10 protein-coding genes are annotated in these 12,860 nt (G+C 48.1%); 6 read left to right on the top strand and 4 right to left on the bottom strand.

Going from position 1 to position 12,860, the window contains the following annotated elements:
* The first annotated feature begins 1 nt into the window (after nucleotide 1).
* From thiH to ACO6UX_RS22490, 6 genes are all read left to right on the top strand, one after another.
* On the top strand, nucleotides 2-1,126 hold the full coding sequence (gene thiH, locus ACO6UX_RS22515; protein WP_422450522.1) for a 2-iminoacetate synthase ThiH: 1,125 nt from the start codon (nucleotides 2-4) through the stop codon (nucleotides 1,124-1,126).
* Between the two features lie 27 nt (nucleotides 1,127-1,153).
* Complete coding sequence (gene smrA, locus ACO6UX_RS22510) at nucleotides 1,154-1,768, top strand: DNA endonuclease SmrA (RefSeq protein WP_422450521.1); 615 nt, start codon at nucleotides 1,154-1,156, stop codon at nucleotides 1,766-1,768.
* Nucleotides 1,769-1,853: 85 nt separating this feature from the next.
* Nucleotides 1,854-4,214: a hypothetical protein gene (locus ACO6UX_RS22505; protein ID WP_422450520.1), complete on the top strand. Its 2,361-nt coding sequence runs from the start codon at nucleotides 1,854-1,856 to the stop codon at nucleotides 4,212-4,214.
* Nucleotides 4,215-4,506: 292 nt separating this feature from the next.
* Nucleotides 4,507-5,931 (top strand): aspartate ammonia-lyase, encoded by a 1,425-nt coding sequence (gene aspA, locus ACO6UX_RS22500; RefSeq protein ID WP_422450519.1) that lies wholly within the window; start codon nucleotides 4,507-4,509, stop codon nucleotides 5,929-5,931.
* Between the two features lie 589 nt (nucleotides 5,932-6,520).
* Complete coding sequence (locus ACO6UX_RS22495) at nucleotides 6,521-7,159, top strand: response regulator transcription factor (RefSeq protein ID WP_209277995.1); 639 nt, start codon at nucleotides 6,521-6,523, stop codon at nucleotides 7,157-7,159.
* 614 nt (nucleotides 7,160-7,773) lie between these two features.
* Complete coding sequence (locus ACO6UX_RS22490) at nucleotides 7,774-8,157, top strand: response regulator (RefSeq protein WP_422450518.1); 384 nt, start codon at nucleotides 7,774-7,776, stop codon at nucleotides 8,155-8,157.
* A gap of 98 nt (nucleotides 8,158-8,255) precedes the next feature.
* Here the strand turns inward: ACO6UX_RS22490 and sbcB are convergent, their stop codons facing one another.
* The 4 genes from sbcB to ACO6UX_RS22470 form a co-directional block, all read right to left on the bottom strand.
* Entirely contained in the window at nucleotides 8,256-9,719 is a 1,464-nt protein-coding gene (sbcB, locus tag ACO6UX_RS22485; RefSeq protein ID WP_422450517.1) for an exodeoxyribonuclease I, read from the bottom strand.
* 29 nt (nucleotides 9,720-9,748) lie between these two features.
* Nucleotides 9,749-11,491 (bottom strand): hypothetical protein, encoded by a 1,743-nt coding sequence (locus ACO6UX_RS22480; RefSeq protein WP_422450516.1) that lies wholly within the window; start codon nucleotides 11,489-11,491, stop codon nucleotides 9,749-9,751.
* 189 nt (nucleotides 11,492-11,680) lie between these two features.
* Nucleotides 11,681-12,301: a YigZ family protein gene (locus ACO6UX_RS22475; RefSeq protein ID WP_422450515.1), complete on the bottom strand. Its 621-nt coding sequence runs from the start codon at nucleotides 12,299-12,301 to the stop codon at nucleotides 11,681-11,683.
* Nucleotides 12,302-12,352: 51 nt separating this feature from the next.
* Nucleotides 12,353-12,724 (bottom strand): PilZ domain-containing protein, encoded by a 372-nt coding sequence (locus ACO6UX_RS22470; RefSeq protein ID WP_101747812.1) that lies wholly within the window; start codon nucleotides 12,722-12,724, stop codon nucleotides 12,353-12,355.
* Nucleotides 12,725-12,860 lie beyond the last annotated feature (136 nt).

Genomic DNA, 12,860 nt, shown 5'->3' with positions numbered 1-12,860 from the left:
GATGACCTTTCTTGACCACTTTAATCAGCTTCAGTGGGATGAACTGAAAATGACCATCCACAGCCAGACCGCTGCGGATGTAGAGAACGCCCTGCACAGCACCAGACTGAACCATCAGCAGTTTCTGGCACTGATATCCCCGGCAGCAGAGCCCTACCTGGAAGCCATGGCGCAAAAAAGCAGGCAGCTGACCCGACAACGGTTCGGCAATACTTTGCAGCTCTTTATTCCCCTCTATCTCTCCAACAAGTGCACCAATATCTGCACTTACTGCGGCTTTAGTCTCGGTAACAAAATTCGCCGAAAAACCCTGAAGATGGACGAGCTGGACCGGGAAGTGGCAGCGATCAAAAAGATGGGTTTCGATCATATCCTGCTGGTGACTGGCGAAGCCCCGGGGACGGTGGGTGTCAGCTACATCAAATCGGTGATTGAGCGGCTGCGGCCACACTTTGCCCATATCAGTATTGAGGTCCAGCCTCTGGATCAGGAAGATTACCAATCCCTGATGGCAGCTGGCCTTGATGCGGTGCTGGTTTACCAGGAAACCTATCACCGGTCTGCCTATGAGCAATACCATCTCCGGGGCAGCAAAATGAATTTCAATTACCGTCTGGAAACCGCTGACCGACTGGGACGGGCGGGCATTGATAAAATCGGCGTTGGTGCCTTGATTGGCCTGGAAGACTGGCGAACCGACTCAGCCATGGTGGCGGCTCACCTGGATTACCTGGAAAAGACCTACTGGCGCACCCGCTACGCCATTTCCTTCCCCCGGTTGCGCCCCTGTGAAGGTGATTTTCAGCCGGTATCGGTGATTTCTGACCGTCAGCTGGTTCAGCTGATCTGTGCTTACCGCCTGTTCAAACCCGAAGCCGAGCTCTCCTTATCCACCCGTGAATCGGCAATGTTCCGGGATAATGTCCTGCCCCTGGGCATCACCACCATGAGCGCCTATTCCAGCACCCACCCGGGTGGCTATGCGGATGACAATATCCTGGGCAATGAAGATCTGGAACAGTTCACCATTGACGACAACCGACGTCCAGAAGCAGTGGCAGATGCCATTCGGGCCAAAGGGCTCGAACCGGTCTGGAAAGACTGGTCGCACTGTTTCAGCCATTAACAGTTTCACTTGGTCAGTTATCCGGCTATGAGCAACTCAGCAAACAATTCATCAGGCAACTCTTCTGACAATGATGACATCTCTGCTTTCCTGAAAGAGATGAAAGGCGTAAACCCGTTAAAACAGAAAGCAACCGCAGATACCCAGAGAGTTCAGCGGATCACACCGGGCCAGGAGATTCGCAAGGCCGCTGCGGAAGACACCTTTACCGACCCGAATTTTCTCTCCCTGCTCAACCCGAAGATGGTCAAACCCCATGACTTTCTGGTCTGGAAGCGGGATGGCGTACAGGAAGGCGTATTCAAAAAACTCCGCCTGGGCAAATATGATATTGAGGCACGCCTTGACCTGCACCACAAAACCGCCCGGGAAGCCCGGGAACAGGTTTTCCAGTTTATCAATGATTGCCGGGAACACGAGCTGCGTACCGTCTTGATAGCCCATGGGCGTGGCGAGAAAAGCACCCCGCCTGCCCTGCTGAAAAGTTACCTGTACAACTGGCTACCCCAGATGGAAGCGGTGCTGGCGTTTCACAGCGCACTGAAAGTCCATGGCGGCTCTGGAGCACTGTATGTGATGATCAGAAAAAGTGAGCGGGAAAAACTGGAAAACCGCGAGCGCCACGCAAAACGGACAAAATAAACTACCTGAAGTCGGCAAATGTTAGAACTATAAGACCAAATCCGAGTCTAATCTGAACTCAGAATAGCTCGGAAAGGTGACAGAGATGGATGCCAATCAGTCGGCTTCAGCAACTCAAGGTTCTTCAATTGGTTCTCACACTGAGACTCCCACCACTCAATCAGGACCTCGTTCACGACATAAGCATCGAGAGATTCATCGACCCAAAAAAGCCTCCAAGAGCACTTCTGCCCGCAGCCTCTCAGAAAGAGAGAAAGTTGCAAAAGCTCTATATGACAGGGGGGCTTCCTCTATGCAGCATATTCCTGACCGGGTTCTTAAAAATCAGTGGCAATCAGAAACCGCTCACCTTCCCAGAGAATACCAACGACAGCATATTGCTGAGATGCAAGGATTAAAAAAAATACAAAAACTGGTTCAGGAGGGACGAAAAGATGAGCTGGATAAAATTATTGGGACCACAGTATCTTATACAGATATTACCGATGGCATTCAAACAGTTATAAACAAAAGTGAACTGCATCCGGGAAAACCCGGCATAAACCAGCAACTCCAGCAGATTAAAGAACAAACGCCTGTTACTCAATTAAAAGTGCTTAAATCAATAGCGCTTGATTTATCAGGTACATTACAAAGAAAAAGCAAGGAGTTCCTGACAAAAACAGACAAGGAAAACTTTCATCACTGGTTTCAGGAAAGCATGCGCTGCATGCTGAAAACAGACGCTATTGAGCAGCCATCTGATAGCAAACTGCCTGTAATTGCTGAAGCAACCCTTCAACTGTTTCAGATAATCATCGACAGACAATTAGCCGATCCTGACCTCGTGCCTTATGTTCTTCTGGCAAAAACATTGGGCAAACTTTACAAACTGTCCATTAATCAATCCGTTTCGGGAGAAACAAGAGCCAGACTAACGACGGTCACCGCATCACTTTGTGATCGCTTTGAAAACTCTGACATTGCCCGAACCCCGGCATTTATTGGCTTGAGAGAGCAATCGCTGGTCATTCATCTGAAATCACTAAATCCTGCCGGAGTTAATATTCCTTCCAGTAAAAGCATAGAGATTCTTACTGATCTTATTGAAATAACTCCAACCACGGAAAACATATTTTTATTGATAAAAATCCTTGTAAACTTTTATGGTCTGGTTGACTTTGGAGATGAAGAGCAAGTAAGGCAACAGATAAAAAAAATCACTGCATCAGATGTTTCCGATGCTCTGATTGCTTACCTTGACGGCAACACAGCAGAAGTTGTCGCTTTAGATAGTCAAAACCCCATGGTTATCTGGCTGAAGGCCATGATTGCCCTTAACCATCAGCTTGACCCGGAAAAGTCTGAACGGTTATTAGTTGATGCTGCCAGTAAAGACGATACGATGCACTTTGAACTGGCCCGGTTTTACCTTGAGCACTGCCAGTCTCCTGATCGTGAAAAACTGGCAACCATCAAATCTTTATTAGAGAAATCAGAATCCAGACTCCATGAAGCAGAACGGTCTTTATGGTTGCAATGCCATGCAAAGGTTAATCAACTGATATTCCTGGAGGAAGAAAGCCACATAACACCCTCAGGTAACCATGCATTGCAGGCCGATCCTCCTGAGAAAAACGACAGGGTTAAGTTAATCGAAACCAAACCTTCAGCGACACCTGCCATAGAGATGAAACAAGTGTCATTAACCGATCTATCTTCAGTGATGTCACTGGCAGAAGCTCTCATCAATAAATATCAATATCACCAGGATACCACTTCTGGTAATAACGATGCGGTTAAAGAATTTTCAGTTATTGGCTGGAAGGGAAAAAAACTCAACCCTTTTGAAGCAATGAAGCCTGAAAACCGGAATCCTGTCATCAATAAGCTGCTTCGCCATATTCATACCTGTAGAATTTTCAACAATCTCGAAGAGGAAGTCAGATGTTATGACATTCTGAAAAACCAGAAATTCATGTTCATGTTACAGTTCGAACGCCTGCTCGAAGAAGCAACATGGACGCTTCTTCATTGCACTGAAGATCCGCATAGTGGTGGTCTGAGATCAACTCAACAGGAGCGGCTGGATGCTCTGAATTTAGCCAGACAGATGATGATCCTATGCCTGCAACACACCGTTAAACAAACTGAGATAGTCGACAATGAACAGCGGGTTAACGACCGTATTGCATCGCTGACTGACTGGCTTGATAACATCAATAACTTTGGCGGCGATAAAGAATTGCAACAATATATGAGACACAATATCCGTTGTCGTGCAGGAAGTGGTCTTGGTCATATCTTCCGATTTATTCAGGAGGAAACGGGGAGAAGCGAAATGGCAAATATGGCCTCCCTGTGCTTCGGGGCCAAGACGACATTTGACCCCTGTTATAAACCTGAATACAAAGGCCCTAAGGAAAATAGAGAACAATACTACCGTCGGGTAACTCTTTACCGATAATCTTAACGTTAAACCACACTCGGTGTTGGAGGCTCTGAGTGTGGCATACCCGCCCCTCATTGCCAGTCACAAGCACAGATACGAAAACTGATCAAAATTGATACAGGTCATTCATCTTTTATTTTTTTGATAACTTTTATTCAGTTAGGTAGTACCACTTATTGCTGATAATTATTGAGAGGCACAGACTAAACCTAGCCAGCCTGCTTTTACCAAGCAAAACAGGCTTATCCGATGCAGGCTAATGATTTTCCTCCAGTGCGCAAGTATGGCGCTATCCCAGGCCAAGAAAATGACAGACCTTACCCAATACCGAATTGAACATGATCTGCTCGGTGAAGCTCCGGTTCCGGAAAATGTTTACTATGGCATCCAGACCCAGCGTGCCATTGAAAACTTCCAGATCAGCGGTGTTCAGCTGAACCACTATGCCAACCTGCCACGGGCCCTGGCTATGGTCAAGAAAGCCTGTGCACTGGCGAACCGTGATCTGGGCATGCTGGACCAGCAGAAAGTAGAAGCCATTGCTGATGCCTGTGATGAGATCATCGAAGGTCGTCTGCACGATCAGTTTGTTGTTGACATGATTCAGGGCGGTGCGGGTACTTCCACCAACATGAACGCCAACGAAGTCATCTGTAACCGTGCCCTGGAACTGATGGGACATCGTCGTGGTGAATACCAGTACCTGCACCCGAACACCCACGTCAACATGGCACAGTCTACCAACGACGTATACCCGACAGCGATGCGTCTGGCCATGGTGCTCAAGCACAAGTCACTGCTGGTTGCCATCAAGACCCTGAAAAATGCCTTGGACGTCAAAGCCAACGAGTTCAACGACATTCTGAAGATGGGTCGCACCCAGTTGCAGGACGCCGTTCCTATGACCCTGGGTCAGGAATTCCGTGCTTTCAGCACCACCATCGGTGAGGACATTCAGCGTATCGGTGAAATGGCCGCGCTGCTGCGTGAAGTGAACCTGGGTGGTACGGCGATCGGTACCGGCATCACGGCTGACAGCCGTTATGCGCCGCTGGCCATCAAATACCTGAGTGAAATCTCTGGTCAGGAAATGATTCTGGCTGGCGACCTGGTGGAAGCCACTTCTGATATGGGTGCATTCGTTATTTTCTCCAGCGCCCTGAAACGTCTGGCGGTTAAGCTGTCCAAAATCAGCAATGACCTGCGTCTGCTCTCCAGTGGTCCGCTGTGTGGCTTTAACGAGATCAACCTGCCAGAAATGCAGCCTGGTTCGTCGATCATGCCTGGCAAAGTGAACCCGGTTATCCCGGAAGCCATGAACCAGATCGCTTTCCACGTTATTGGTAACGACATGGTGGTAACCCTGGCTTCTGAGGCCGCGCAGCTGCAGCTGAACTACGCTGAACCAGTATTGGTTTACAAGATTCTTGAGTCTATCCAGCAGCTGTCTGCCGGCATGAACATGCTGACTGAGAAGTGCATCAAGGGCATTACCGCCAACCGTGACGTGTGCCAGAGCTACGTAGACGACAGTGTTGGTCTGGTTACCGCACTGAACCCATACCTCGGCTACGAAAACTCCAGCCGCATCGCCAAGACTGCCCTGAAGAGCGGCCGTCGTGTAGTTGACCTGGTGCTGGAAGAAGGCCTGCTGACCGAAGATCAACTAAAAGAGATCCTTAAACCGGAAAACATGATTGCACCGCTGAATCTGAGCCAGTCAGCTCACTGATGATTTAACACTGACTTCAGATGGAAGGCCTGTAGAAGTACAGGCCTTTTGCTTCAATACCCTCCACCACAAACACTCCACCTACGCACAAATCCACAACCCAAGCAGTATTATCCCTGATAACAATACAGGAAATATCATCTAATATAATGCGCCTTACTCAGATTGATGTTTGTTTGCGTTACATAACCTGTAAATTTACGCAGTCAACGGAAATACTGGTACGAAACCAGAAGAAATTGATACCTGCGGGAAGTATTACTCTGCATAAACTGCGAAAATAACGACTGATCTTCAAAAAGAGTTCCAGTATAAGCCGGAGTTGTTTTTTATTTGCCCTGATAAAGCAACAGCATCACACTCTGCTAAACTCTTTGCCGAGAGACGCTAAAACACAGAGCGAACTCCACGACCTTTAAGCAATCTTTTTCAACCTGTGTGACTTCCGGCCAACCTTCCGGTTAACGCAGTTGATGCTCAAAGAGCGTTAATTATGGCTTTCCCGCATCACTTCTTTCCAGCCTGATGGCAAAAACACCGAATTATACGGCAAACTTCTCACAGTGGAGTCATTATGCAGCAACAGGACATGAAGCAAGAACCAACCGTATTTATCATCGATGATGACGAGGCTGTGCGTGACTCGCTGAAAATGTTGATGAGGTCAGTAGGTCAGACTGTCGAAGCCTTCTCTTCACCTGCTGAGTTCCTTGAAGTTTACGATGAAAACCGGCCTGGCTGTATTGTGCTGGACATCCGTATGCCCGGCATGAGCGGACTTGAGCTGCAGAGCAAGCTCAACGAGATGCACTGCATTCTGCCCATCATCTTCATCACGGGTCACGGTGATGTGCCTATGGCGGTTCAGGCCATCAAAGATGGCGCAATGAACTTTATCCAGAAACCTTTCCGCGACCAGGAACTGCTGGACCTGATCAACGATGCCCTGAAACTGGATACGCAGCAGAGAAGAGAACTGCTGGAGCACAAGGAAATTCTCCGCAGGCTGTCGACCCTGACTGATCGTGAGCGTGAAGTACTGCACCATGTGGTTGAGGGTAAAGCCAACAAGGTCATCGCTGCGGATATCAACCTGAGTCAGCGCACGGTGGAAATCCATCGCTCCCGCGTTATGGAAAAGATGGGTACCAAATCCCTTGCTCACCTGGTGCGTCAGGTCATGCAGGTAAAAGAACATCTGGACGGCGAATTTAACTTCAAAATCTAACCTGCACCGGCCTGCTCCGTATACCTCACTCTACGAGGTTGCGGAGCCGCTTCTGCTTAAGCCACATCCACTTTCCTGGATTGGTTAAACAGCCAGCTTGAAACACCTGTATAAAGTTTCGACACCTTGGTTAATGGAATGAAAAGTAATTCAGTTACTTCTAAAATGAAATTACCCCACAGCCATTACGGGATTGACCAAATAACGACCCATTATAATTTCCGTTTAATTCTAAAAAAAATGATCTAAACGAATAATATAATAATTAAACGAACGAACAGTCATACACTTAGGTACTCGCCGAATCACGTCAAGTACATCCCTCCATTCAGGATTAAGCCAGCTAAACCTAAACTGAAGTCGTACCATTAGACAATGGCAAGAAGAGACGGTGAAATACTTTCTAAACAAGTTCGGTTTAATTTGAATCAGAGGGTATTTCATATTTTAAAGGTTGCTTCTTGAGCTGCTGTTAACGGCGGAACAGCCTGCATACGTCATGCATGCCAATCCTGCCGCATGTTATCGATAAGCAGCAGCTTTTTTGCTTACAGCTGTTTCATTGCAACACGCCTTGCAAACGACAGGTTACTTATTACCGCCAGGCTGCCTTTATGAACCTCGCAACCCACTGCTCAGTCTACTTATTGGAACAGGATTCCGGCACTGCCGAGACTATTCGCAGCCTGTGCCATGAAAAATCCATGGAGCTTATCTGCTTCAGTTCGCATTTTGAACTGTTAAATGCACTTAAGGCCGATCAGCCATCCTGTATCATTGCAGCGAATGACCAGCCTGTTGGCCAGGCTCTGAACCTGATGCAGGACCTGGCCAGTAGCGACCACCAGGTTCCGGTTATCATCCTTGGACATCATAATGATGTATCCAGCGCTGTTGCAGCCATTAAAGCTGGCGCTGTCGATTACATTGAAAAACCCACCATCTACGGCCGACTGGCAGAACAGCTGAACCTGGTCGTCAAACAGTCATTCCAATAAGCTTAAGCACATAAAACCCTATGTGCTTGCAGGCTGCTTTATTGGGATGGGCACGCTTCAGTCAACAGACTTAAAATGGTTACACACTTGATAACGGATTAATAAAAGTCCTGATTGGCCAGAGTGTTCTCACGCCCCTGCACATAATCAGACAATTGTGCCAGTATATTCTGTTTTTCCAAATCTTCCCCAGCCACCGCCTGAGCCTCTCTCAATTCGTTCCAGAAATGATCAAGCGTTAATAGTTGTTTATTGTCCGGATGTAGCTCCCCAGACAATCGGTCCCGACAATATTGCTTCCAAAGCCCCCGGTCTTCTTTATCCATGGTTTCAAAATAGTGTCGGCCACGATAACGAAACAGCATCTCTTCCAGCCGCTTATCGGAAAACGAGAGGCCAAGTTCAGGTAACTGCGCAGGGTTGGATGAAACAATCCGGCTCATTTCGTTTTTGTCTGCCGGTGAGAAGAAACCACCCGAATAAATCATCTGATCAGGATCCGTGTGCTTTATCGCTGGTGACTCTGAAAACACCGCCCTGAGTTTTGCGGCCAGCCCGTTGTCCGCCAGCAACTGGCTCCGGTGCGCTTCACACCTGGCAAGGTCCAATTCAAGACGATCCTGGTCTTCGGTCCTGAGAACATTCAAGGGAGCAACTGCCGGGCATTTATTAATATGAATGGTCTTTAATGGAATTCGTGCTTCCCCATCGCCTAATTGATCAACGGGTGTAAACAGCCTTCGTCGTATTTCATCCACCGACAAATTCAACAAAGGTGCCGGATCCACCGACAGATCATAAACGACAATACCATTACGGTTTATCGGATGATCAATCAACGGCAGCACCACAGCCAGGTTATTGCGCTGTGCTCCAAACATGCCGGAGACATGCACCACCATCTGCTGGCTGACCAGATTTAACAACCCGGCCACTTCACGTTTACCACGATGGGACAGATAGAACTGGAACACCCTGGGCTGCCGTTGGCGAATCAACCTGGCCAGCGCAATAGTGGCACGGACATCCGATAAGGCGTCATGAGCTGCACCGTGATCCAGACCATTCGCCGCAGTAATCTCCTCCAGCCTGAAGCTTTTGCAACCATCCTCACGCAACGGCCATTCAATACCCTCAGGTCTCAAAGCCGCAGTCAATCGGACCAGATCGATCAAATCCCAACGACTGTTGCCGTTCTGCCACTCCCGAGCATAAGGGTCATAAAAATTCCGGTAGAGGATGTTCCGGGTTACCTCATCATCAAAGCGAATAGTGTTATAGCCCAGAGCACAAGTGCCTGGCACCATAAACTCGGTATGAATACGACGAATAAATTCCGGCTCCACTGTCCCCTGCTCGTTCACCTTTTGTGGTGTCAAGCCGGTTACCAGACAGGCCATAGGGTTCGGCAGATGGTCTTCCGGCAATTTACAGAAAATATTCAGCGGCTCTCCCACCTCATTCAATTCTGCGTCCGTCCGGATACCCGCAAACTGGGCTGGCCAGTCAAGGGCAGGATCGATACCGAAAGTTTCGTAGTCATGGAAATAAAATGACTGCATATTAGCCCCTTTCATCATTATTCATAAAATCAGACACAACCGATCCCAACAGAGTTCAGGCTCTCTTTAAACTTCTTCTCTTTGCTTTTGGGAATCACGATCTGCTGCTTACCCAACCGCTGACACCACTTGGACAGCACTTTATCGTTGATAATAAACTCGACAATGTCCTGAGTTTTGCAGTTCACGATCAGCGCTTCTTCTTTTATCTCCACGCCCCCGACATTGGCCGCCGCCTGCTTGAGGATACTCTCACAATCTTCCGGTAAAAAGGGCTGATCATCCCGAGCCTGAAGGAAGGCCTTTAATTCATCGACACTACCGCCAATTTGCAGCGCTTCCATCATCCTTTTACGGGACAGCTTCCAGATATGATCCTTATGATGATCAGCATACAGTGACAGGAAGCGCTGTTCCCAGGGCGTCGGCTCACGGTCAAAAGCAATGCGCCCTTGTCGTTGAATGGTCAGCGGTGTTTCAGTTGACTCCTTATGGTCTGCCTTATAATGGTCAGTCAGACCCAGTACGTACTGACCCAAAGGCGTCAGGCGGAAATATCGCAGACCGTCGTAGCGGCTGAGGCACTCCATATCGCCGTATTGATCATCAAAGCTCTCATCGTCATCAGGGGGAGCCATTACCACATCCACCAGCCCCAGGGTTGCCGCATACTCCAGCAGGAAACAGCGCAAATAACGGACTTCAAGACAGTCCCAACTCCTGCCATCGAGACATCCGTCATCCGGATTGTAGATATAGAGATGGTGCAATGCTGTTGTCACTTCCAGGTCAGCACCGGTGATGAACATAAAATTGGCAAAGTCGGCAAAGGCAATCCAGGCATTGACTTCACAGCCCTTCAGGTAAGCAGTAATGACCTCTCTTCTTTTCAGGACATCGGTGAAATAGCGCTTCCCTTTGCCGGTTTGTCCCTTGATGCGATCAATACGACGAAATTCGTCTTCTTTCTTATTATTCAACCATTGAGCCCACATTTCCCTGATGGTGTCAGCCGGGTTGCGATCTGTCTTTTTGGCAGGAATCAGTGTGGTGCCTGACTGTTTGGTAAATTTGCTGTTGCCCAGTAGTCTCAGCCAGCCGTAAGCCAGCATCGACTCGCAACCTTTTGCATCATCACACGGGTCGTCGCCATAGTATTCATGTACGGCGGAAGACACTTTTTTCAGCGTCGCCCCTGAGGCAACCCCTGTTTTCTCACTGACCTTGATTTGCTTATCCTGCAATAACAACTGTATTGAATGCAGCTCACTCAGGGCCAGCCGTTCCCGTTCAAACAGAATATGATGGTTGGGCAGAGGCTCTGGCAAGACGACGGTTGTCAGCGTGTCCGGTTCAGGTTTTGCAACCAGCTGCTTTAGGGAAGCCATGACCGGCTCGGGCATTTTTCGAATGTTGTACCAGTCAGAACCCACAGTGAAGAAAAAGACCATGACAGCGTCTGATGGTTCCTGTCGGTAGTACCAAATGCTACTTTGTGGTTTATTCGGAAAGTCGCCGTATTTCAGTTTGAAGCGGCCCCGATCAATCAATCCGCCATAATTGAACAGCGACTCCTGCAATAAGGCCATCTCAAGTTCTGACAGTTTCCCCAGGTATGTTTTCAGGATCGTCTGGTCTGTCAGACCTTCTGCGATTGAGTTAACCAGCTCGGTTTTGAGGTTTTTTTTCGATTTAACGCCAAAATAGGTCAGATACTTGCTTTTCAGGCTGTCGACCGTGTCGTTGCTGATAGCTCGTTTAAGTTCAGACATAAAATTCGATACACGTTTAAGAAAGGTTGGGTAACCGTAAGGCGGAATATTACAGCAGATACTCAGTGTAGCAAGATCAGGTAAAGTGTACTGGTGTTTACCAATACAAAAACACTCTCGCTCAACAATAACGTGGCCGATATCAAGTTTGAGAAGGGAAGAGGAGAGAAGACAATGAAACAGAAAGATTCAGACATCATCCTGCCACTGAATAATAATCTGGCCCCGGCTGACATCGTACAAATGTCGGGCAAGATGCTCTCTTCCCGTTTCTGGCATTGAGATCATCATCCTGACTGACTGACCATAGTCACACTGTTCAAGACTCGCTTGAAACTGGCCAAGGTGGTGACGAACCATCTGCTCATGGGCATAGTCACAGAGAAGTACACCCGCTCTTAGTGCAACCCGCTGCTCAAGCGGCAATTGTTCACAGGCCTGCTGAACAGACGCACTGTAAGCCCTGACCAGCCCACCAGCTCCCAGTTTCACGCCACCAAAGTAACGCACCACCACAGCCACAACATCACCAATACGCTTATGTTGAAGTACATTCAACATCGGGCGGCCTGCAGTACCAGAAGGCTCGCCATCGTCGTCAAACCCAACCACAGCACCGCCATCCGGTGCTCCTGCAACGAAGGCTGAACAGTGATGCGTGGCATCCGGGTATTCGATACGCTTTTCTTCGACAAAAGCCTGGGCTTCCTGGCGAGAGTGGGCCGGAGAAATGCAGGTAATAAATCGGCTTTTTTTGACTTCGGTTGCAACCGTTATAACTTGGGCAGGGACAACGTAATCAGCAGACATGACGACCTGGGACAGCAATCGATCGGTAACGTAAGATTCTACCTGTAAACGTCAGTCTGTGACTTCGTCAAAGGTAAAATAACTTTTCAATGTTTCAACCAGATCGATAATATCATGACCCGCATTGACAATACTGTAGCCAGAGTCAAAATATTCCGGCCCAACATCAGGCTTGCACCAGTGGCATCGTGAATCAAAATCCAGATACCGCTCCCCCATCTCATCATCGGGAAGAATAATACGCATATTATAAACAGCGCCAATCAACACAGGGACAGAGCTGATCAGCATTAAGCCATTACAACTGATGTTCCCGATACTCCCCATAACTCGCATGGTGTTGCGGTTATAAATTTTCAGATAATCCTGCAACTGATGACGCTTAATCGAGCGGCGTTCCTTGCCACTGGGTGTTAACGACATATATCACGCCTTGTTTGTTTAAATATAAAAACCAGACACCATCATCTGAATACTTGTAATATTGAACTCAAATAGAGCAACTCGAATCTATTCAAACGTTTCCAACAACAGTTAAGTAGCTAACCATATGAAATCA

The organism is Endozoicomonas sp. ALB091 (genome assembly GCF_049310265.1).
In the GTDB taxonomy this organism is placed as follows: Bacteria; Pseudomonadota; Gammaproteobacteria; order Pseudomonadales; family Endozoicomonadaceae; genus Endozoicomonas.
The sequence above is the reverse complement of the archived record's forward strand: the minus strand, read 5'-3'. Positions and strand labels throughout refer to the sequence as shown.